At 57.4% G+C, this 21,396-nt stretch carries 18 protein-coding genes; 8 read left to right on the top strand and 10 right to left on the bottom strand.

What is annotated here, in order from left to right:
• Window positions 1–94 precede the first annotated feature (94 nt).
• Entirely contained in the window at window positions 95–838 is a 744-nt protein-coding gene (locus G536_RS0117960) for a TrmH family RNA methyltransferase (protein WP_022824991.1), read from the bottom strand.
• A gap of 35 nt (window positions 839–873) precedes the next feature.
• Between G536_RS0117960 and tamL the strand changes: the two genes are divergently transcribed.
• Window positions 874–3,393 (top strand): translocation and assembly module lipoprotein TamL, encoded by a 2,520-nt coding sequence (gene tamL, locus G536_RS0117955; RefSeq protein ID WP_022824990.1) that lies wholly within the window; start codon window positions 874–876, stop codon window positions 3,391–3,393.
• A 98-nt stretch (window positions 3,394–3,491) separates the two neighbouring features.
• On the opposite strand, the gene G536_RS0117950 is transcribed toward tamL, so the two are convergent.
• Window positions 3,492–5,588, bottom strand: coding sequence for an alpha-ketoacid dehydrogenase subunit alpha/beta (locus tag G536_RS0117950; RefSeq protein WP_022824989.1), 2,097 nt, complete (start codon window positions 5,586–5,588; stop codon window positions 3,492–3,494).
• A gap of 133 nt (window positions 5,589–5,721) precedes the next feature.
• Here G536_RS0117950 and G536_RS0117945 point away from each other — a divergent pair, with 133 nt between their 5' ends.
• The 3 genes from G536_RS0117945 to G536_RS28655 all read left to right on the top strand — a co-directional run bounded on the left by G536_RS0117945 (window position 5,722) and on the right by G536_RS28655 (window position 7,977).
• The gene (locus G536_RS0117945) at window positions 5,722–6,252 is read left to right on the top strand and encodes a GNAT family N-acetyltransferase (protein ID WP_022824988.1); all 531 of its coding nucleotides are present in this window, start codon (window positions 5,722–5,724) and stop codon (window positions 6,250–6,252) included.
• Window positions 6,253–6,448: 196 nt separating this feature from the next.
• Window positions 6,449–7,405: an oxygen-dependent coproporphyrinogen oxidase gene (gene hemF / locus G536_RS0117940; protein ID WP_022824987.1), complete on the top strand. Its 957-nt coding sequence runs from the start codon at window positions 6,449–6,451 to the stop codon at window positions 7,403–7,405.
• A 14-nt stretch (window positions 7,406–7,419) separates the two neighbouring features.
• Entirely contained in the window at window positions 7,420–7,977 is a 558-nt protein-coding gene (locus tag G536_RS28655) for a phosphatase PAP2 family protein (protein ID WP_051167007.1), read from the top strand.
• A gap of 70 nt (window positions 7,978–8,047) precedes the next feature.
• Here the strand turns inward: G536_RS28655 and G536_RS0117930 are convergent, their stop codons facing one another.
• From G536_RS0117930 to G536_RS0117920, 3 genes are all read right to left on the bottom strand, one after another.
• Window positions 8,048–8,254 (bottom strand): hypothetical protein, encoded by a 207-nt coding sequence (locus G536_RS0117930; protein WP_022824985.1) that lies wholly within the window; start codon window positions 8,252–8,254, stop codon window positions 8,048–8,050.
• Between the two features lie 124 nt (window positions 8,255–8,378).
• Complete coding sequence (locus G536_RS0117925; protein WP_026880332.1) at window positions 8,379–8,969, bottom strand: riboflavin synthase; 591 nt, start codon at window positions 8,967–8,969, stop codon at window positions 8,379–8,381.
• A gap of 140 nt (window positions 8,970–9,109) precedes the next feature.
• Entirely contained in the window at window positions 9,110–10,525 is a 1,416-nt protein-coding gene (locus tag G536_RS0117920; protein WP_022824983.1) for a sugar transferase, read from the bottom strand.
• A gap of 208 nt (window positions 10,526–10,733) precedes the next feature.
• Here G536_RS0117920 and G536_RS0117915 point away from each other — a divergent pair, with 208 nt between their 5' ends.
• The 3 genes from G536_RS0117915 to G536_RS30890 all read left to right on the top strand — a co-directional run bounded on the left by G536_RS0117915 (window position 10,734) and on the right by G536_RS30890 (window position 12,956).
• Entirely contained in the window at window positions 10,734–11,387 is a 654-nt protein-coding gene (locus G536_RS0117915) for a protein-L-isoaspartate(D-aspartate) O-methyltransferase (RefSeq protein WP_022824982.1), read from the top strand.
• Window positions 11,388–11,507: 120 nt separating this feature from the next.
• Window positions 11,508–12,026 carry an acyl-CoA thioesterase gene (locus tag G536_RS0117910; RefSeq protein WP_026880331.1) on the top strand — a complete coding sequence of 173 codons (519 nt, stop codon included), beginning with the start codon at window positions 11,508–11,510 and terminating at the stop codon, window positions 12,024–12,026.
• 123 nt (window positions 12,027–12,149) lie between these two features.
• On the top strand, window positions 12,150–12,956 hold the full coding sequence (locus G536_RS30890; RefSeq protein ID WP_022824980.1) for a hypothetical protein: 807 nt from the start codon (window positions 12,150–12,152) through the stop codon (window positions 12,954–12,956).
• A gap of 120 nt (window positions 12,957–13,076) precedes the next feature.
• Here G536_RS30890 and G536_RS0117900 read toward each other — a convergent pair whose 3' ends face one another.
• The 5 genes from G536_RS0117900 to G536_RS0117880 form a co-directional block, all read right to left on the bottom strand.
• The gene (locus G536_RS0117900) at window positions 13,077–14,228 is read right to left on the bottom strand and encodes a TlpA disulfide reductase family protein (protein WP_157530738.1); all 1,152 of its coding nucleotides are present in this window, start codon (window positions 14,226–14,228) and stop codon (window positions 13,077–13,079) included.
• A 258-nt stretch (window positions 14,229–14,486) separates the two neighbouring features.
• A complete protein-coding gene (locus tag G536_RS30885; protein ID WP_169515126.1) occupies window positions 14,487–15,632 on the bottom strand; it encodes a redoxin domain-containing protein in 1,146 nt (381 codons plus the stop codon).
• 76 nt (window positions 15,633–15,708) lie between these two features.
• Entirely contained in the window at window positions 15,709–17,169 is a 1,461-nt protein-coding gene (gene gatB, locus G536_RS0117890) for an Asp-tRNA(Asn)/Glu-tRNA(Gln) amidotransferase subunit GatB (RefSeq protein ID WP_022824977.1), read from the bottom strand.
• A 168-nt stretch (window positions 17,170–17,337) separates the two neighbouring features.
• Complete coding sequence (locus tag G536_RS31855; RefSeq protein WP_022824976.1) at window positions 17,338–18,180, bottom strand: energy transducer TonB; 843 nt, start codon at window positions 18,178–18,180, stop codon at window positions 17,338–17,340.
• Between the two features lie 103 nt (window positions 18,181–18,283).
• Entirely contained in the window at window positions 18,284–19,018 is a 735-nt protein-coding gene (locus G536_RS0117880) for a DUF1963 domain-containing protein (protein WP_022824975.1), read from the bottom strand.
• A gap of 304 nt (window positions 19,019–19,322) precedes the next feature.
• Here G536_RS0117880 and G536_RS0117875 point away from each other — a divergent pair, with 304 nt between their 5' ends.
• On the top strand, window positions 19,323–21,137 hold the full coding sequence (locus G536_RS0117875; RefSeq protein ID WP_022824974.1) for a DUF885 domain-containing protein: 1,815 nt from the start codon (window positions 19,323–19,325) through the stop codon (window positions 21,135–21,137).
• Window positions 21,138–21,396: the final 259 nt, after the last annotated feature.

Raw genomic sequence — 21,396 nt, 5'->3', positions numbered from 1 at the left:
AAATAGTGAGTTAGTGAAATGGTGAGGTTGCTGTTCGTCTTGCGCCACTTGCGCAAGACGAACAGCAACCTCACCATTTCACTAACTCACCATCTCACTTATTCCGGTGAAAGTTATCCAGCAGGATGGCAGCGGAAATGGCTACGTTCAGGCTTTCGGCCTGGCCACGGCCGGGGATGTGCAGGCGCTGGGTGAGGTGGGCCTCCACTTCCGGCGTGAGACCATGCGATTCGCTACCCATCACCAACACGCCGGTTGGTTCCAGCGTGAGTTGATGCACATTGTCGCCGTGCAGGTCGGCCCCATATACCGGCAGATCGGTGGGCAAGGTGGCTAGCCAAGCGGGCAGGTCGCGCTGCCAAACGGGCACGCGGGTGAACGAGCCCATGGTAGCTGCTACGGTTTTCGGGGCCCAGGGGTCGGCGCAGGTGTCGCTGAGCACCACGCCGGGTAGGCCGTACCAGTCGGCTAGCCGGATAAGGGTGCCCAGGTTGCCAGGGTCGCGCACTTGGTCGAGGGCCAGCAGCAGGCCACCTGAGGCGAGTTGCAGCGGGGGCTCGGCGGGCAGGCGGGCAATGGCCAGGGCGGTGTTGTTGGTAGCCAGGGTGCCAAGGCTGGTTAGTTCGGTTTCCGTTAGTACCTCCACGGGTACATTGGAAAGCTGGGCAGGTAATTTTGCGGCAAATTCCGCCGTTACCAGCACACGTTCCGTTTGAAGTCCGGACCTTAGCAGTTCCAGCACGCTTTTGCCACCTTCCACCAGAAAGGCTTCGTGCCGGAGCCGATACTTTTTCAGGTGCAGCGCGTGTACGTATTTTGCTACTGCTTTTGAGACCATACGCTTCAGTAAACGGACGCCCAACCGGGCCTCGAATGATACATAAGAAAAAAGGGCCGGCGCTTACCGGGGTACTTAGTTTGCTGCTGATTCTGCTGGCCGTGGGGTGCTCGCCCCTGCGGCTGCTCGGCCCCAACCAGCAGCTACTCAGCAAGATAGAGCTAAAAGGCGTAAAGCAGGCTGATGCCGAGCGCCTCGAAGCCCTGTACCGGCAAAAGCCAAACAGCACCTTTCCGCTGCCAAAACTAGCAATCTATCAGCTAGGGCGCACCTTCTACAACGCCGACCGTATCCAGCGCAAGCTCGATAGCACCCGCGCCGAATACGGCCGGGAAATACTGGCCGCCCGCCCCGACTCAGCCAAAGTAGGTCGGCTGCTTACCCGCCGTGAGCGGCGCACCACCCGTCTCCAACTGGTGCTCGACAAGGGCAACGCCATTATGCGCCTGGGCGAGGCACCCGTGGTGTACGATTCGGCTCTAACCCGCCAGACCACCGAACAGCTGGCTACGTTCTTGAAATCCAAGGGTTTCTTTCGCAGCAGGGTCAGCTACTCCGATACAGTAGCCGACAAGCGCTTTTCGATAGGCCGGCTGCTGGGCGGCCCCGACAGCCTGTACCGCCGCCGCGTAACGGTGACGTACTCCATCACCGAAAACGCCCCGTTTCACTACTCCCAGCTTGACTACGACATTGCCGATTCGGCGGTGGCCAACCGGGTGCTAGCCTCGCAGCCCGCCAGTTTGCTGCACGTAAACGACCAGTACGACGAAGAGCTGATTGGCCAGGAGCGGGCCCGCATCGAAACGCTGCTCAAAAACGACGGCTATTTCGATTTCCGCCAGCAGTACATCACGCTGGAAGCAGATACCAGCTTTGCGCCAACCACCGTGCGGCTGCGCACCATTGTAGCCAGCCCCGGCCCTGGTTTGGACCACGCGCGCTACACTATCCGGCGAGTACGCTTTATTACCGATGCGGGCACGGTGCGTTTCGGGCAGAAACGTGACACGCTGGTGCAGGATTCCACGCTGTTCCTGGCCTTTGAGCACCGCATCAGCCCGCGCCTGCTCAACCGCAAGGTAACCATCGATGCCGGCGACTATTACAGCCTGACCGCCACCCAGACCACCCAACGCCAGCTCAGCCAGCTCGACGTGTTCCGGTTTGCCAGCGTCAACTACCAGAAAGTACGGCCCTTAACCGAGCAGGACAGCCTAAACCGCCAGCTTGATGCCAACATTGCCGCCTCCCCGGCCAAGCGCTACCAGGAAACTGTGGAATTCGGCGGTACCTACGTGGCGGGGCTACCGGGGCCATTCGGTAACATCCGCATCAAGGCCCGCAACCCGTTTGGCGGAGCCGAAGTGCTGGAACTAGGCCTTCGGGCCGGCTTGGAAGGCCAGTACCGCCGCGGCGACGACAACAGTCCAGATGGCTTGCCAGACAACGTACTCACCACCCAGCTTGGTGCCAACATTAACTTGATTCTGCCGCAGTTTCTGGTGCCTTGGCGCACCAACCGCTTTTTGTCGCGCTACAACCCGCGCACCCGCTTCAACGTGGGCTATAACTACGTAAAAAGGCCGGAATACACCCGTACCACCCTGGAAGGTACGTTCGACTACATCTGGCAGCGCACCCCCTTTCACCAACTAGTGTTCACGCCGATTGACGTAAGTCTAGTTAACGCGTTGCGGGTGGATCCGCTTTTTCTTACCTCGCTACGCAGCCAGTTCCCCGACAACCCCTCGGTGCTAGTGGCATTTCAGCGCCAATTCATTCCGAGCTTCAGCTTCACGTCGCTCTACAATTCCAACGACTTCAACGAAACGCTTAATGCCGCGTATTTCCGGTGGTTTGTAGAAATTGGTGGCGTCACGAAACCGGTGTATCAGGATGCGCTGGGCAACATTCCGGTGTATGATTTCTATAAAGTCAATGCCGACTACCGGCGCTATTTCAAGCTGGGACCCAGGTCATTTTTCGTGTACCGGCTGAACGGTGGGGTAGTGCAGCCGCTACGCCGGAACAGCACCGTAATTCCGTACGAAAAGTACTTTTTTGCGGGCGGTACCAGCAGTGTGCGGGCTTGGGGCCCGCGGCGCTTGGGCACGGGCTCCAACACCACTTACCAGGTTGACCTGACACCCGGCCCCAGCGCCCTGCAGCTGGATGAGAACGGCAACCCCATCCGCAACTACAATTACGAGCAGCCCGGCGAGTTGCTGCTGGAAGGCAATATCGAGTACCGCTTTCCGCTTTATAGCTTCATCAACGGCGCTTTGTTCACCGACTTTGGCAACGTGTGGAACCTGCGCCGGGTAGGTCCTACGGCGTCGCAGTTCAATGCCAACCGCTTTTACAAGGAGTTTGCCGTCGGCTCCGGTTTCGGTTTGCGCTTCGACTTCACATTCCTGATTTTGCGCCTCGACGTAGCTACCAAGGTGTATGACCCCACCGCCCCCGGTAGTAAATGGTCCATCCGCGACTTTACTATATTCAACAACCGCAACCAAACCGCCCTCAACCTTGGCATTGGCTACCCCTTCTAGCGGTGAGTTAGTGATTTAGCGGCTTAGTGAGTTTGATGCTTTGGTTGCTCAACGTGCATTGTAGAACGTCAAGCTCACCAAGCCGCTAAATCACTAACTTACCACTTCACCAACTCACCTATAGCGGCGGCTACTTTGTCGGCGTTGGGGAGCATTTGGCGCTCTAAGTCCACATTGAGGGCAATGGCGGGCAGATTGGCAGCGCCGAGGGTGAAAACCGGAGCGTCGAGTTGGCGGAAGCAGCGGCGCTGGATACGGCCGGCTAGGCTTTCGGCGAAGGAGTTCATGAGCGGCTCCTCAGTGAGTACCAGCGCCTTGCCATGGCGGCGCACGGCGGCTTCTACTGCCTCAAAGTCAAGCGGGTTAAGGGTGCGTAAGTCCAGGATTTCCACTTGGCCGGGGAACTGGCGGCTGGCGGTTTTCGCCCAGTACACGCCCATACCGTAGGTAATTACCACGCAGGTTTCGCCGCTAGCCAACTTTTGCGCGTCGGCAGTCTGGGCTATGGCGGCTTTGCCAAGCGGAATGACATAGCCGGCGGCGGGCTCCACGGTTTTGGCGTCTTCGGTACCAGGAACTTTGCTCCAATACAAACCTTTATGTTCCAGCATTACCACCGGGTTCGGGTCGAGGAAGGCGGCGCGCATCAAACCTTTCATGTCGGCGGCATTGCTGGGGTATACCACTTTGATGCCCCGGATGTTGAGCAGCGTGCTTTCAATGGAGCCCGAATGGTACGGCCCGCCACCCCCATACGCCCCAATCGGCACCCGAATCAGGCTCTGCACCGGAAACTGCCCGTTGGATAGGTAGCACGACTTGCTCAGCTCTTCCACCAACTGGTTGAGGCCGGGCCAGATGTAGTCGGCAAACTGAATTTCCACAATAGCCTTGGCCCCCACGGCGCTCATACCGGCCGTGCTACCCACAATGTAGGCCTCTTGAATGGGCGTGTTGAACACGCGGGCGTCACCGTATTTTTTAGCCAGCAAGGCGGCCTCCCGGAACACGCCGCCCAGCTCTCCGCCCACGTCCTGCCCATAAAACAGTGCCTCCGGAAACTCCCGCAGAATATCATCAATGGTATGCAGGGCCGCGTCTACCATCAGCGCTTTATCGGCGCCGGCGGGGCTCCGCTCGCCAGCTTCTTCGGTCACGGCGGGCGGCGCAAACTCGTGGTCGGCGTAGGTAGCGGGGTCGGGCGCGGGGGCAGCCAGGGCACGCTGGTAGTCCGCTTCCACCGTCGTGCGTGCATCGGCGGCCAACATGGCTAAGGCAGTTTCAGTGAAGCCGAGGGCTACCATTTGCTGATGCAGACGCGGGAGTGGGTCGAGTAGGTTGTGGGCGGTGAGGTTGTCGCCGCGGTACCACTCGCGCCGCACGCCACTGGTGTGGTGGCCCAGCAGCGGGCACTTAGCGTGCACCAACACTGGGCCGCGGCGCGCCCGCACGTAGTCGAAAGCTTCGGCCATACCGGCGTAGCTGGCTTGAAAATCGGCCCCGTCGAACTGCAAGCGGTGCAGCCCTTTGAAGCCGGCGGCAAATTCGTAGGCATCCATGGTCCGCATTTCACGGCCAGTAGCCGATATGCCCCAGTCGTTGTCTTGCACCAGATAGATAATGGGTAGTTGGTGCAGCACGGCCATTTGCAGTGCCTCACTCACCTCGCCTTCCGTCATGGCCCCGTCGCCAATCGAGCAAACCACCACGGAAGCAGCATCATTAGCTCCTAACTGGCTTTCTAGGTACTTGATGCCGTGGGCCATACCGGTAGCTGGAATGGCCTGCATGCCGGTGGCCGAACTTTGGTGCGGTATCAACGGAAAACCTTTGCGCCGCAATGAGGGGTGACTATAGTAGGTGCGGCCGCCGCTGAACGGGTCGTCGCGCTTGGCCATGAGTTGCAACATCAGCTCATAGGGTTGCAAACCCAACCCGATCAGCATAGCGTCGTCGCGGTAATATGGCGTTACGCAGTCAATAGGACGCAGGTGGAAAGCGGCGGCCAGCTGCACGGCTTCGTGGCCGCGGGCGGTGGCGTGTACGTATTTGGCCGTCACGGCCTTGTTTTCCTCGTAGAGCCGGGCCATTTCAGCGGCGGTGTGCATCAGGCGGTAGGCTCGTTGCCAAGTGGCCTGGGTGGGTTGGGTGGTATCGAAGGAGGGTTCCAGAATGGGGGCGGCTTGGCTTGACATAGAGTGGCGGTGGGTGGCGCGACGAAATTACAGGTTCAAACCGGAAGTATGGGTTTGGATGAAGGGATGCAGGCAGTTGGTATGTTTGCAGCGTAACCCATACGTCAACAACGCCCCCCTCGTCTGCTTGCCCATGCCCACTGAACTCTCTAGTAAACACGCCACTGCGGACGACATTCCGGTGCTGGTAGCTTTGGTAAACAGCGCCTACCGGGGCGAAGCGTCCACCCAGGGCTGGACCACCGAAGCACACTTGCTCGATGGCCAGCGCACCGATGCGGCTGCCCTCCTCGATTTGCTAGCCGCTCCTAAGGCCACCATTCTACAATGCGCCGCCCCCACGGGCCAGCTATTGGGCAGCGTGTACCTGCACCCTGAGCCCGACGGAGTGCTATATATGGGCATGCTGTCGGTGGCGCCCAAGCAGCAGGGCCAGGGCATCGGCAAATACCTGCTGGAAGCAGCCGAAGCGTATGCTCACCAAAATGCTTGCTCTAGGATTCGGATTACTGTTATTTCGGTGCGGACAGAGTTGCTGGCCTGGTACGAACGGCACGGCTACCGCCGCACCGGCGCCACTGAGGCCTTCCCCACCGACACTCGGTTTGGCATCCCCCGGCAGCCGTTGGAGTTGCTGGTGCTAGAGAAGCAGCTAGCGAGGTAAAGGCCTAAAGTAGCTATGAGGACCACATATGCGTGGAACGGAAAAAGTAACCGTTCTATAAAGTATCCGAGGCCTCTGCACGTCTCCGAAACCAGTAAAGCCGTACCTTCGCAGCCTTGAAAACTGCGGCGGCGCTACGTAGCGTCCGTTTCTGAGCGGGCCCGTTGCTTGCTCACCACGCGCCGCCTTGCCTGCTATGTCGAATCTTACTTCATTCCCTACTGCTGCTCCGGCTGCCACCTTGCGCGCCAGCGTAGAAGCTTGGCTACGCGAATTTCAGGACTGGCTGTGCCAGCAGCTGGAAACCACCGATGGCACTGGCCGCTTCCAGGAAGACGCCTGGCAGCACCACGGCGGCGGTGGCGGCCGTTCTCGCGTGCTCACCCACGGCACTATTATCGAGAAGGGCGGCGTGAATTTCTCGGCCGTGCAAGGCACGATGACTGAGCAGGCGGCTCGCGTACTGCTCATGCCTACTCCCGAGTATTTCGCCACTGGCGTATCGGTAGTGCAGCACCCACGCAGCCCGCTGGTCCCCATCTCGCACATGAACGTGCGGTATTTCGAAGCCGGCAACGGTGAAGCCTGGTTTGGCGGCGGCCTCGATTTGACCCCAATTTATGTGAACGAAGCGCAGGGCCGCTGGTTTCACGAGCAGATTGCTGAGGTGTGCGCTCGGCACAACCCCACCTATTACGCCCGCTTCAAGCAGTGGGCCGACGACTACTTCTACCTGCCCCACCGCCAGGAAACGCGTGGCATCGGCGGCCTCTTCTTCGACCGACTTACGGTAGGCAAAGACGGCGACGCCGACGCACTATTTGCGTTTATCCGGGCCGTCGGCGAGGTTTTCGGGCGCACTTACACCGAACTGATGCGCCAGAATGCCAACCTGCCCTACTCCGAGCAGCAGAAACAGTGGCAGCTGGTGCGCCGGGGGCGCTACGCCGAGTTCAACCTGGCCTTCGACCGGGGCACGCGCTTTGGGTTAGAAACCGGGGGCCGCACTGAAAGCATCCTGATGAGCTTGCCGCCCCAAGTGGAGTGGCACTACAACTTCCCCATTGCGCCCAATTCGCCCGAAGCTGCCACGCAGGCTTGGCTCCGCAAAGGCGTAGACTGGCTTACCGAAACGCCCCGCCCCGCTTGCTAGAAGCTCTAAAATCCTTGGATAACTGGCTGCTGCTGGCTGCCAACCGCCACCACGCCCCCTGGCTGGACAAATGGATGGTGTTCTTCACCGAACGGTTTGTGTGGTTTCCAGCCTACTTCGTACTGCTGGTGATGCTAGCGTATCTGGTGGGCCGCCGGGCCTGGGTACTGCTGCCGCTGCTAGGCGCTACCGTGGCCTTGGCCGACATTATTTCCAGCCGCCTATTCAAGCCCTACTTCGCCCGGCTCCGCCCCTGCCACGACCCCGACCTCTCGGCTATCCTGAATATGGTAAACGGCTGCGGCGGGCAGTTTGGGTTTATGTCGTCGCACGCAGCCAACGCCTTTGCCCTCACGGTGTTTATGGCGCTGGTGCTGCCCCGGCGCTACCGGGTGGCCCAATGGCTGCTGCTGGTGTGGGCCGTCATCGTAAGCTACAGCCGCATCTACCTGGCCGCTCACTTTCCTTCCGACGTGCTGGCCGGCGCTGTACTTGGCAGTTTGCTGGCCTGGGGATTCGCCACGCTCTACAAACGCCTGACCAGCACGGGCCCGCTTAGTAAGATTTTCTAAGCAAGACTATAGAAGCCACAGAAAAGCCGCCACCAAGCTATTGACGGCGGCTTTTCTGTTTGGTGCAGTACTATTTAGCGGGTTTGCGGTTGCCGGTGTGGCCGTCGCCCCGGTCGCCCTGGCCAGGCTTGCTAGTGTGCTTGGAGTTGTGCTGGTCGTCCTGCGACAAGGAACGGTTCAGATCTACTTCGCTGGTAAATTGGCCGCGTGCGTTGCGGCGCACATAGCGCTTGTCGCCAGGCGTGGGTTCTATTTGTTCGCGCTTGGATTTCGGCATGGCGGAAGAAAGTAACAAGTTGACGATCCACTTGATACGCACTTTTCACTAAGCAGGTTAGCCTCTTGCTTACCGGGTTGCCGATCTGATAATAGCCCCAGAAGCCTTCTCCCCTTCAAACATCTTACTTACCCAGCAGCTTGGCTACGTACTTACCCACAATATCGAATTCCAGGTTCACCTGATGACCGGGGCGCAGGTCCTGGAACGTGGTGTGCTCGTAGGTGTAAGGAATGATGGCGACCGAGAAACCGTCGTCGGTGGAGTTGAAGCAGGTGAGGCTGGTACCGTTGATGCAGATGGAGCCTTTTTCTACGGTTACGCGGCCGGGGCCCGGCTCGTGACGGAACCGGTACAGCCACGAGCCGTTCTGATCCTCCACCGATTCACAAATGGCCGTGAGGTCGACGTGGCCTTGCACGATGTGGCCGTCGAAGCGACCATTGGCGGCCAGGCACCGCTCCAGATTCACGCGGCGGCCGGTTTGCCAATGTGCCAGGTTGGTTTTTTGCAGCGTCTCGTCGATAGCCGTTACTACGTGCGTGCCGGCGGCGGCATCCACGGCTACTACGGTCAAACACACGCCGTCGTGCGCCACACTCTGGTCGATTTGCAGTTCAGCCGCAAAAGGCGAGTTTACGATGAAATGAATGTTTGTGCCCTCACGGCGCACATCTTGGATGGTCCCGAGAGACTCTATGATACCAGTAAACACTGTTGAATTGCTGTTTGTAGTGATGATATAACCTAGCGTTTCGCCGTGGTCTGATGCAGTAAACAATCGGCACCAAGGAAATGATTTTCAACGAGGCTCTACAAGTAAGCTGCTCTTATTCGCAGCCGCCACGCGTTAGCCTACTTACCTCGTCCTTCAATGATGATTTTCAGGGTATAGAGCAGCACCCGGAAGTCCATGGCCAAGCTCATATTTTCGATGTAGAGAATGTCGAATTTTAGACGTTCTACCATCTGGGCCACAGTTTCAGCGTAGCCATATTTCACTTGCCCGAGGCTGGTGAGGCCCGGCCGGACGCGGTGCAAGTGGCGGTAGTGCGGGGCCAACTGCACAATCTGGTCGATGAAGAACTGCCGCTCTGGGCGGGGTCCTACAATACTCATGTCGCCCTTGATAACGTTCCAGAACTGCGGCAGCTCATCCAACCGAACCTTGCGCATGAACCGGCCCCAGGGCGTAATGCGCGGGTCGTGGTCGGAGCTAAGGGAAGGGCCCTGCTTTTCGGCGTCGGTGTACATCGAGCGGAACTTGTAGATGCGGAACGGGTGCCCGAACCGCCCGATTCGCTCCTGCGAGTAAAACACCGGCCCCGGCGACGAGAGCTTCACCATGATGGCCGTAAAAGCATAAATGGGCCAGGCTAGCAGTAGAAACAACACCGAAGCTCCCACATCAATAATGCGCTTAGTAACTCGCTGCCACGGCGGCAGCAAATCCTGCTTGATTTCAATGAGCGGCGTACCGAAAATATGGCTCACTTTCACCGAGCCCAGCAGCATCTGGTAAAGGTCGGGGAGCACGCTGATGCGGGCCGGAGTGCCTTCTAGCAGCGTCAGAATCTCCTCTACCACGCGGTGTTCTGAGGGCTCGATGGCAATAACAATTTGCTCTATTTTCAGAGCCCGCACCAAGGCAGGCATGCGGTGGTATGAGCCGGGAGCAGGCAGCAACGCGGCCAATTCGGGGGCAACGGTGTCACTCACCGGCGCAAACCCCACCAGCCTCAAGCCCAAATGGCGGCTGTTGCGGCGCAACTCATGGTAGGTTTCCAGGGCCAGCGCGTTGGAGCCTACCAGCAGCGTATTAAAGAAGATGGTACCGTTGCGCACTAAGCTCTGCACGCTGCTTACGGCCCAGGTGCGCAGCACGGCCGTAATAGAGAAATGCAACAGGAAGTACGCCGAAATGGTTTTGTAGTACGACTTGTAGTTCTGCACGCCTTCGTCATCGAGCAGCAGCACAAAGAAAATAACCAGCCCGCCCAGCACCGAAACCTGCCCGAGTCGGATGATTTCAGATAGGCGCGACTTGCGAAAAATGTCGCGGTATTCACCAATAAGGGTATAGAGCAACGTCCAGAAAACCGCAATCATCAGGGCCGAGCCCGTGAGGTCGAACACGAGCCCGCCCGTAAACTGATAACTGGTCAGTTCGTCGAGCAGATATTTGCGCACGATATAGAAACATACCCAAGCCAAAAGGGCCGCCAGAAAGTCGGCGGCTATCAGCTTCAGTAGTTGCAAGGTGCGAATCAAAGGGGCGCAGATTGGGGCCGGCACGAGAGCCAGCCAGTGATTTTATGAGGGCGAATGGGTAGCTTCGCACCGAAACAAATGCCTTAGCAGGCCATAACAGCCCGTTTTTTAACGGGCCAAAGGTAGGGCAATAAACCGGAAACAAGGAAAAGCTGCACTATTCCTTTGTTTGCATCAAAGACCTTACCAGAGGACCTGATTTTACTGCATGCACGCCGACACCTACCGACACCGCGGCCAGCGCCGCACCCTCGTAGAAGAGCTTCGCCGCAAAGGCATCCGCGACGAGCGGGTGCTGGAGGCGCTGCTGGCCGTACCACGCCATGCTTTCTTTGAAACAGCTTTTCAAGCACACGCTTATCAGGACAAGGCCTTCCCGATTGGTGAGGGCCAAACCATTTCGCAGCCCTACACTGTGGCCTACCAAACGGCCCTGCTTGCGCCCGAATCGCACCACCGGGTCTTGGAAATTGGAACCGGCTCGGGCTACCAGTGCTGCGTGCTACTGGAACTCACGCCCCTCGTCTACAGTATTGAATATCAGCCCGTACTGTTCGAGCGCACCCGGCGGCGGCTGGCACACCTGCACCGCCCGGCGCAGCTGTTCTGCGGGGATGGCTCGCTGGGCTTGCCTGAGCACGCCCCATTCGACCGGATACTGGTAACGGCTGGCTCCCCAACCCTGCCCCGCCCGCTGCTCCGGCAGCTACGGGTGGGCGGCTGCCTGGTCATTCCGGTGGGCGACGCGCAGGTGCAGCGCATGGTACGGGTAACCAGGGTGAGCGAAGAGGAATTTACCCGCGAGGAGTTCGAGGAATTCCGCTTTGTGCCGCTGTTGGGCCGGGCCGGCTGGGCAAGCTAGAAGCCACCAATCACTCACGCAGCAGTATTGCTGAACGGCCAACCAACCATCTGAACACAGAATGCTACCCCCGTACAGCTTATCTTTGCACTCTTACTTTCTTCGAGATTTTCCCGCATGATGCGCAAACAAAGGCCCGTTAAAGACTCGTTCGTGATAATGACCGAGCTGGTATTGCCCAACGACACCAACACGCTCAACAACCTGATGGGAGGCCGCATGATGCACCTCATGGACATTGCCGCCGCCATTGCCGCCCAAAAGCACTCCAACCGTATCGTGGTAACGGCTTCCGTGGATAACGTGTCATTTCGGGATGCCATTCGGCTGGGCAATGTGGTAACGTTGCAGGCGCAGGTGACGCGGGCGTTCAGCTCCAGTATGGAAGTGCACATCGATGTGTGGGCCGAGGACATTCCGAGCGGCACCAAGATGAAAACCAACGAGGCCTTCTTCACCTTTGTGGCCGTGGATCAGTCGGGCCGCCCGATTGACGTGCCGGAAGCCGTACCGGAAACACCGGAGGAGATTCAGCTTTATGAGGGCGCTCTGCGCCGCCGGCAGCTCCGGCTGGTACTCGGGGGCCGCATGAAGCCTGCCGACGCCACCGAGCTAAAGGCGTTCTTCGACATTGAATAGAGTGTGATTGAGCCGCCTAGCAGTTGAGTAATTGGTATGCTTTGCTGCTCAGTTGCTTTTTGTTGTCGAAATACTTGAAATTCGGTCACTGTGCGGGCCCACTTGCTTACTCAGCTACTCATTATGGCAACTGCTGAATCCCTGGCTTTTTTTCAGAATTTTTATACTGACGTGTCGTTATACGTGGTAGCGGAGCCGGCCGTGGCGCCGGTGCCTCTAGCCGTAACGGCTCCTGCGCCCGCCCCGACACTGGTCGTCTCCGCGGCTGCTCCGGTACCTGTGGCCACGCCGGCCGTGGCTCCGGTGCCAGTGCCCGTAGCTCCCGCCCGACTCCCTTCTTTGGCAAACATGCCGCTTAGCTCGCCACCAGCACCGGTAGCCCCTGCCCAGCCAGCCCCCGCACCAGCCACAACACCAGAGCCGGCCGGACCGCTATTTGCGGTACCAACCCTGGCCGAGCTGCCGGCCGCCCCAGCTGCTCCGGCGTCGCAGCCAGGCCGAGTGCAGCCTACGCCCACTCAGTCGCCGGTGGCGCATATTCCATATGCCACGCTGGGCAGCAACCCTAATGGCCTGATTCTATTGGTACGCTTGCCACCCGAAGAGTTCCGGAAGTTGCCGCGTAACGTATTCCTCAACAACATTCTCAAGGCCATCCGATTGGTGATGGAGGATGTGGTCCTGGTGAACGTGGAGCACGAGAAGTTTCCGGTGGCTTTGTGCACTTTGCGTAAAACTCTGGCTGCTAAACAGTTCCTAGCCTTTGGCAAGAATTTACTTGATGTAGCCGTATACACCACTCAGCCCTACGAGCCGGTCCTCCTCTTCGGCGACACGGCCTTCCTCGGGGCCAGTGAAGTGAAGATGTTGGAATACGACGCGGGCCGCAAAAAGCAACTCTGGCACTCCATGCAACGGATGTTTCTTTAGATTGGGTAATTGCTCAACACTAAGCTTTCGTTAAACATGAAACGGCCCGCCTCCTTGGAAGCGGGCCGTTTTGTATTTACTAATTGTTTGAATAATTCAGCAATCAACTATTGCCCCTTTTTACTTCATCACCGAAGCCAGTTTGGCCTCCAAGGCCTCGCCGCGCAGGTTTTTACCGATAATGCGGCCTTGAGGATCGAGCAGGATGGACGCAGGGATGGACTTGATGCTATAGGTCTGGCCCGCGGCGCTTTCCCAACCTTTCAGGTCCGATACGTGCTTCCAAATGAGGCCGTCGGCTTGGATGGCTTTCAGCCACTTGTCCCGGTCCTGGTCGAAGCTCACGCCATAGATTTCGAAGCCCTTGCCTTTGTACTTATTGTAGGCTTTCACCACGTTCGGGTTTTCGCGGCGGCAAGGGCCGCACCAGCTAGCCCAGAAGTCGATGAGTACGTACTTGCCACGTAGGCTGCTCAGCGGCAAGGCTTTACCATCGGGAGCAGATAGGTTGATTTCCGGGGCCTGCACGCCCACGGCGGTGGAACGCATCGGCTCCAGCTTGGCCACCAGAGCTTTGGTGTAGCGCGAATCAGGCTGTGCAGTTTTGAACACCGTCGTCATCGAGTCGGCAAAGGCAAATTGCTCGTCGGGGTTGATGAGGTTGGCCACCACAAAGCTCGACACCACCGACTTCGGATTCTGGCGCACCATCGTTTTGATGCTTTCAGTGCCGATGGCCTGTAAGGCGTAGAATTTCTTTTCAATCACCTGCATCGAATCAGTGCGGTTGGCTTGGGCGTTCTGATTGTAACGCTGCTCCAAGCGGCCCATCTGCATCTTTGACTGCGACATGGTGCGGTTGAGCTGTTGCAGCATCTCAGAATCAGGCGAGCCTTTCACGGTGTAGCTTTCCGCTAGTTTCTGCGCATCGCCGGTCAGGGCCAGGCTGCTACCATTGGCCAGAGCCACCAGCACTTGGTTTTGGTCGTTGGTTTTCACCTGATACAGTCCCGCTTCGGGCACCGTACCGGTGAATTTGAACTGGCCTTTGTCGTCCACGGTGGCGGTATCGCGCGAGATAAACTGGGTATCACCCAGCTCGGCGAGATACACCTTGGTGCCAGCCGGCGCATTGGTGAGCTGGCCGGTTACCTGGTAACCGGTGCCCGCGTTGGCAGCCGTGCCGGTGGTGGGCGGCGTGGACTTATTGCAGGCGTTGGCCATGCCTAGCACAGCTCCAATCAACACTACACTTTTCATTTTCTGTATCATCTCAGGCGAAGAGGCCAGCACCAAGCCGGCACACTGGTTTAGCTAAAGTCGGGATTTGAGGATGCAAGTTGCCGATTTCGGCGGGAATGCAAAAATACTTCCCCTGCGTCCTATCGGTTGTGCTACACCTAATCAGCTACGCTTAGTTCCAGCGCCCCTTTTCACCCAGCCGGCTACAGCTTTAACAAGGCAATTTATCCCGTTAGCTTGGGCAGCGTGAGGACAGCGGACAATTTATAAAAGGCTATACCGTGCAGATTACGGCAGCAGTTCTGCTAGCTTTTGTGCCAAGGCTGCCCCGCGCAGGTCTTTGGCGATGATACGCCCCTGCGGATCGAGCAGGAAAGAGGTGGGGTATTGATATATATCGTAGACGGTGCTGGCTACGCTGGTTTCGGAGGGCACGTCCCACACCTGGGACCACGGCAGCTTATCTTGCTGGATGGCAGTGGTCCAGGCGTCTTTCTTGCTATCCACCGAAACCCCGTACACCTCGAATCCTTTCGGCTGATACTGCCGATACAAACGTACCAGTGAAGCATTTTCCTCGCGGCACGGTTTGCACCAGCTGGCCCAAAAATCAACAAGCACATACTTGCCACGCAGGCTACTAAGCGCTAGGAGCTGACTTTCGGGCGTGGGCAGCTGGATGGCAGGCGCCACCTGCCCAACCACCGTAGCCCGCCGCATAACCTGGTACCGTAAGAGTTGCTTGGTGTAGGGCGAAGTGGGCCACTGCCGGGCGTAACGAGTGGTAGCCGAGTCCACGAAGGCAATGTCACCGTTGCCACCGCTCAGAAAGGAAGCCGCCACGAAAGGCGCAACGTACGACGACGTACTGGCCACGCGCTTGGAGGCGGCCGTCATGGCGGCAAAGCTGGCGCTCCACTCCTGCTCTATTTTGCGCAGGGCCACCGTGTCGGTGGTGGCTTGGCGTTGCTGGGCCAGTTCGTCCACGCGCTTCAGAATACGAGCATGCTCCCGGTTCATGGCTGAAAGCGCTACCACTTCTTTTGAGCCGGTTACTTCCCCTGTGCGCCACAGTTGGGTGGCGTCGCCGCGCACCTGCAAGTGGCTGCCGGGCGTTAGGGCCAGCCCCGCCGCTTGCTCGCGGCCGTGCACCCGCAGGTTGCGCAGTACCGGGCCAGCCACGGCGCCCCGCACCCGAAAACGACCGTCGGCATCGGTCAGGGCTGAATCCAGCGGCACATGCTTTCCCGCAACAAAATCAGTGATGTACACGCGCGTACCAGCGGGCGCATTGGTGAGCTGCCCGCGCACTTCATAGTTGGGCTTGGTTGAGCGAACGACGGCTTTGCGCCGGGGTACTTGTTGGGCGGTAACTGGCAGGGAGGCGGTGGCTGCCAGCAATGCAATCCACGTACGTAATACAACTATCTTCATTGGGGGCATATTAAAACAGAAACCGTCCAATTGATACCAATTGGACGGTTCGGGGTTGCATCCGAGGATGCGGTGATTAGGCCTGCTCCAGTTTCTGGCGTAGCAGTTGGTTGGCCATTTTTGGGTCGGCCTTGCCCCCGGTCAGCTTCATCAACTCACCCATGAACATGCCGGTGAGCGACTTTTTGCCGGCGCGGTACTCGGCTACTTTGGCGGGGTTGGCGTCCAGCACCTGCTGAATCATGGCTTCCAGGGCCCCGCTGTCTGACTGCTGCAATAGGCCTTGGGCTTCGGCCGCGGCGGCGGCGGTTTGCGCGGGGTTATCGAGCAGGTACGGGAAGAGCTGCTTGCTGGCTACCGAGTGGCTGATTTTATTGTCGTCAATCAGCTGGATGATGTCGGCTAGGTGTTGGGCGGTCAGCGGAAAATCGGCCATTGTGATGGCGCGCTCGTTCAGGAACGACTTCACGGCGCCTTGCACCCAGTTGGCGGCAGCTTTGGCATTCGGGGTGAGGCGGGTCAGCTCATCGAAGAACAACGCCACATCCTTCTCCACGGTCAGCACCGAGGCGTCATAATCTGAGAGGCCCAGCTCGCCGGTGAAGCGGGCGTAGAGTTGCTGCGGCAAGGCGGGCAATTCGGCCTGCACCCGGTGCAGCCAAGCATCATCAATGATTACCGGGGGCAAATCGGGCTCCGGGAAGTAGCGGTAGTCGTTCATGGTTTCCTTGCTGCGCTGGCCGCCGGTAGTACCGGTGGTAGCGTCAAAGCCACGAGTTTCGCTGTCGATAACCTCGCCGCGCTCCAGCATTTCAATCTGCCGTTCGATTTCGTACTCAATGGCGCGCTGCACGTTTCGGAACGAGTTCATGTTCTTGACCTCCACCTTGGTACCGAACTGTGCGGCCCCGTGCAGCATCACCGACACGTTGGCGTCGCAACGCAACGAGCCTTCTTCCATGTTGCCGTCGCAGATTTCCAGGTACTCCACCAGCTTCTTGATTTCGGTGAGGTAGGCGTAGGCTTCCTCCGAAGTCCGAATGTCCGGCTCCGACACGATTTCAATCAGCGGCACGCCCGCGCGGTTCAAATCCACGAGGGTTTCCACTTCGCCGGCCAAGTGCATGCTCTTGCCCGCGTCTTCCTCCATGTGAATGCGCGTCACGCCAATCTGCTTGGTCGAGCCGTCGGAAAGGCGTACTTCTACGTGGCCTTCGTAGCAGATGGGCGTCTTGTCCTGGGTGATTTGGTAGCCCTTCGGAAGGTCGGGGTAGAAGTAGTTTTTGCGCGCAAACAGGTTGTCGCGGCGGATGTGGCAGTTGGTGGCCAACCCCATTTTGATGGCATATTCCACGGCCGTGCGGTTCACGCGGGGAAGCGTACCAGGGTGGCCCAAGGTAATGACGCTCAAATTGTTGTTGGGCAGCGCGCCGTACTCATTTTCGTCTGAGGAGTACATTTTGCTGTGCGTGAGCAGCTGCGCGTGCACTTCGAGGCCGATGACGGGCTGGTATTTGGCTTTGATGCTTTCGTCCATGAATCGCTAAGTAGCGCTGATTAGGTTGATTGCGCTGACTAGGCTGCAAGTTAAGCACTATCCGGCCCTCGCAACCGACAAAAGGCGAAGTCAATGTTCCAGCGGTTACTTTTTCAAGTTGCAGACGCATCGTGCGGCCCCAACATTTATACCGTGCACCAGCCGTTATTACTGTTTTGGTAGTTGGGAAGGTTTATTCCTTCCGATAGTGAAGTCGATGGGCACCGTATAGCTCACAACTACGGGCCGACCATCCTGCTTACCTGGTTCAAACCGAGGCAAGTTTTGCACCACGCGTGCAGCCTCTGCGTCCAATAAGGAATGAATACTTTTCGCAACCCGCACATTGCTTACCTGCCCCAACGTGTCCACCACGAAACTCACAAACACTTTGCCCTCAATTCCTTGCCGAATTGCTTTACCAGGATAGCGGGTATGGCTGCCAATGAATTGTAAAAGAGCCTGCGGGCCGCCCGGGAAAGTTGGCATCATCTCGTACTCGAAAAACACAATGGCTTGCCCCTTCTCGTCGAAGCACTCCCCTACCATCCGCTCGTCGTTTACGTACACTTCACGCCGCTTGCGCTGGCCATTGGGGTAGCGCAGGTCCCATTCGCCTTGGCGCTTGCCTGCTACGTATTGCCGCCGCGACTTCAACGCCCCATCCGGGTGATACATCACCGCTTCGCCTTCGCGCTTATCGTGCACGCTCGTGTACCGCCACTCTAGCTGGCCGTTCTCATACCAACCTTCGGCCGTTCCGTTTACTTTTCCTTGCTTGAAATGCTCGAAGGGGGTTACGGATCGTTTTGCCCCGCTCGGGTAAAACACTCGCCTCAGACCGCCCACGCTATCCTCATACTCAATTTCTGCCCGATAGTCGGCGCCTTCGGCAGACGGTAGTGCCTTATGTTGTTTATCGAAATACTGAATTTCTTTTGCGGGTAGTTGCTGCGCGGAAGCGCTGTAGCCGACCACAGCCAAAGCAAGCAGGAATAAGTACTTTTTCACGAAATAAAGGAGTATTGCTAGCGTATCTGGCAGTAAAGGTAGAGGCTGAGTTTTTCTAGGTGTGCAGGTCACCAGTAAAAGTGCCTTGTGAATTCGCAATTGTTTACATGCACTGAAGTTGAAACGAAATGCTAGTTGCTTCCTCAGGGTCATAGAAAAAGTAAAGCAGTCCAGAATCACCCCACATGAAGTCTTCTGTGCTATCAAATTGCATCAGAAATTCTCCGGTTGGGTAAGCATCCTGCAACAAGTGCGCATAGCCTCCCACCCAAGAGCCTAAGTTCTGCTCCCCAATAAGCGCTTCTACCGCCTCGTTATAAACTGACTGCCACTTTTCTGGTGCCAGTTGGCGACATATGGCCAACGTTTTCGAACTGATGTATTCTAATTCGTCATCATCAGGTAAAGCAGGCTCCGAATGCAGTTCTATGTAGCTGAAACCAATAGAAGGCAGGGCTGCGGGGCGCGGTAACAGCACCTGTTTTTCGGGCTGCACTGCGGGGTATATTTTAATGCTATACTCTTTAGGCTCACTTTCATCGAAAGGCAGGTTCCCTTCATAGTAGTTGTGATAGAATTGCACTACCTGCGCGGGGAAAGGCCATATGCTGTTGCTTTCACTTACCAGTTGAAAGATAAGCTCCAAAGGCTGTCTGGTGTCAGGATTCACCGGCCACTCCTCACCTACCTCGAAGTATGGGTCGCCACCGATGTGCGACATCAATTGCGAAGAAATGGGAGGCCTCTCGCCTGGCACGACCCGCAACATGGTTTTCTGTACTAGCAATTGTTGCAACTGCTGATCTAGTTGCTGCTTTAATTCTACTGTATTATTCATGTTAAGTAAGCTGCTATAGAGAACTGTAGTATAGCAATAAACAGCCCACCCCTCCACATACTATACAACAGATACTTTCTTATCAAAGCTTGATGCCCGGCTCGGTTTAGGTTCGGTAGTATAGCAATGCGGTGCCAGCATCTGGCTCACTTGCTCCCTGCTTTACTAACGCCTCCTAACACCCCAGCCGTATGCTCGCTGCTAGTCGGCAATGAGAAATATCAGTTCATATGCACTACAGTAATTATAAAATATAAATATTAAATATCATATATTTTGAATCAGGCCCTCTTTCATCTATTACATGAAAAAAATTATCCTTCGCTCGCTGGCAGTTCTGCTACTGGTAGTAGCGGTATTGGCTGTCAATACTATTTGGTTTAAGCCCTTCTTCATTCGGGCGTTCTACGAGAAGGTATTTGTGAAATTTGCGTTCGACTCGCCAGAGATGCTTTCCCAGCTGCGGCTGGTGGAAGGGATAGGCATGCAGGGCCATAACCGCAAGCTAAACGACGTATCGGAAGCAGAGGACAGCCGGCAATATCAATTTCTGCGCGAAACGCAGGCCACGCTGCACAGCTACGACACCACGGGTATGCGGGGCCAGGACCGCCTCAACTATCAGGTGCTCGATTGGTATATGGCCAACGCAGCCGCCGGCGAAGCTTTTCGCCACCACAATTACCCCGTCAACCAGCTGTTCGGGGTACAAAATGAGTTTCCAAACTTTATGGCCAACGTGCACCAGGTGCACAACCGCCGCGACGCCGACTACTACAACGAGCGGCTGGCGGCCGTGCGCATTAAGTTTGAGCAAGTGCTGGAAGGGTTGAAAATCCGGGAGCAGCAGGGCATAGTACCGCCTACATTCATAATTGACAAGGTATTGGCCGGAATGTCGGCCTTCGTGGCGCAGCAGCCCGAGCAGAGTATTCTGTACACCTCCCTGGCTGAGAAGCTGAAAAAAGCGAAAGACCTCGACCCAGCCGCTCAAGCCGAGGTGCTGGCCGAAACCAAACGGCAGATTCAACGCAATGTATACCCGGCTTACAACCAGCTGATAACCTACTTCACGGCCCTGCGCCCGCGCTCGACCAACGACGCGGGCGTGTGGAAGTTTCCGAATGGCAAAGCCTACTACGCCCATTGCCTGCGGAGTTATACCACAACCAATCTCAGTGCCGCTGAAATTCATGCGCTGGGTCTGCGCGAAGTGGCCCGTATCACCGCCGAAATGCGCACCATTCTGCAAGCCGAACGAGTGGCCGGCGCCGACAGCGTGGGCCCCACCATGGCGCGGCTGGGCGAAGAAACCCGGTTTATGTACCCAGACACCGACAGTGGCCGCACCCAGATTCTCGGTGACTACCAACGCATCCTGACCGAAGTAGGCCGGGACCTGAGCAGCGCGTTTCGTATTCAACCCAAAGCCCAGCTTGAGGTGCGCCGCGTGCCGGTATTCAAGGAGAAAACGTCGGCCGGCGCGTACTACGAACGAGGGGCGCTCGACGGCTCGCGGCCGGGTGTATTTTATGCCAGCCTCTACGACGTGAAGGCCACGCCCAAATTTGGCATGCGCACCCTAGCGTACCACGAAGGTATTCCGGGCCACCATTTCCAGATTGGCATTCAGCAAGAGTTGAAGGGCTTGCCCACCTTTCGTTCCGTAGTACCTTTCACCGCTTACACGGAGGGCTGGGCCTTGTACGCCGAGCGCGTGGCCTCGGAGCTTGGCTTCGAAAAGGACCCGTATGATAACCTAGGACGCCTACGGGCCGAGTTGTTTCGGGCTGCCCGCTTAGTGGTAGATACTGGGATACACGACCAGCGCTGGACCCGCGAGCAGGCCATCAACTACCTGCGCCGCACGACGGGCATGGCCCAGTCCGACGTAGAGGCCGAGGTGGAGCGCTACGTTATCATGCCCGGCCAGGCCTGCGCCTACAAAGTGGGCATGCTCAAGATCCTGGCGCTACGTGAGCAGGCCCAGCAGGCATTGGGAACAAAATTCGACCTTCGTGATTTCCACGACGTCGTTTTGAAGAATGGTGCCTTACCACTAGATGTGCTGGAGCAGGTAGTAAACGACTACATTGCGGCCAAGAAAACGGCGGCCTAAGATTTGGCTAGAACCGCCTTAGTTTGGTTTTAGCTACGCGAGACTTAAGCAGCTTCAATTTACCTGCATAGGTCATGCAGAACGCAGCGAAGCATCTCGCCTGCTGACACGAGAATAGTAATCTAGCATCAGCAGGCGAGATGCTTCGCTGTGCTCTGCATGACGTGCCTTGTTTATTTACCTACTTTTCTAAATACAGCTAGTAACCAAGAAGCCCGGCTGCGCCATATGCAGCCGGGCTTCTTGGTTATTGGCGGTA

The sequence above is a fragment of the Hymenobacter norwichensis DSM 15439 genome (assembly GCF_000420705.1).
GTDB lineage: Bacteria > Bacteroidota > Bacteroidia > Cytophagales > Hymenobacteraceae > Hymenobacter > Hymenobacter norwichensis.
Note: the sequence above shows the minus strand (reverse complement) of the source record. Positions and strands in the feature narration are given on the sequence as shown.

Bases quoted from the DNA above. Each gene is read 5' to 3' on its own strand.
- G536_RS0117900 (WP_157530738.1), bottom strand. From the start codon at position 14,228: ATGATACAGAAAATGAAAAGTGTAGTGTTGATTGGAGCTGTGCTAGGC.
- G536_RS0117910 (WP_026880331.1), top strand. From the start codon at position 11,508: ATGCGCAAACAAAGGCCCGTTAAAGACTCGTTCGTGATAATGACCGAG.
- G536_RS0117915 (WP_022824982.1), top strand. From the start codon at position 10,734: ATGCACGCCGACACCTACCGACACCGCGGCCAGCGCCGCACCCTCGTA.
- G536_RS0117930 (WP_022824985.1), bottom strand. From the start codon at position 8,254: ATGCCGAAATCCAAGCGCGAACAAATAGAACCCACGCCTGGCGACAAG.
- gatB (WP_022824977.1), bottom strand. From the start codon at position 17,169: ATGGACGAAAGCATCAAAGCCAAATACCAGCCCGTCATCGGCCTCGAA.
- G536_RS0117950 (WP_022824989.1), bottom strand. From the start codon at position 5,588: ATGTCAAGCCAAGCCGCCCCCATTCTGGAACCCTCCTTCGATACCACC.
- G536_RS30890 (WP_022824980.1), top strand. From the start codon at position 12,150: ATGGCAACTGCTGAATCCCTGGCTTTTTTTCAGAATTTTTATACTGAC.
- tamL (WP_022824990.1), top strand. From the start codon at position 874: ATGATACATAAGAAAAAAGGGCCGGCGCTTACCGGGGTACTTAGTTTG.
- G536_RS0117945 (WP_022824988.1), top strand. From the start codon at position 5,722: ATGCCCACTGAACTCTCTAGTAAACACGCCACTGCGGACGACATTCCG.
- G536_RS0117880 (WP_022824975.1), bottom strand. From the start codon at position 19,018: ATGAATAATACAGTAGAATTAAAGCAGCAACTAGATCAGCAGTTGCAA.
- G536_RS0117960 (WP_022824991.1), bottom strand. From the start codon at position 838: ATGGTCTCAAAAGCAGTAGCAAAATACGTACACGCGCTGCACCTGAAA.
- G536_RS30885 (WP_169515126.1), bottom strand. From the start codon at position 15,632: ATGAAGATAGTTGTATTACGTACGTGGATTGCATTGCTGGCAGCCACC.
- G536_RS0117875 (WP_022824974.1), top strand. From the start codon at position 19,323: ATGAAAAAAATTATCCTTCGCTCGCTGGCAGTTCTGCTACTGGTAGTA.
- hemF (WP_022824987.1), top strand. From the start codon at position 6,449: ATGTCGAATCTTACTTCATTCCCTACTGCTGCTCCGGCTGCCACCTTG.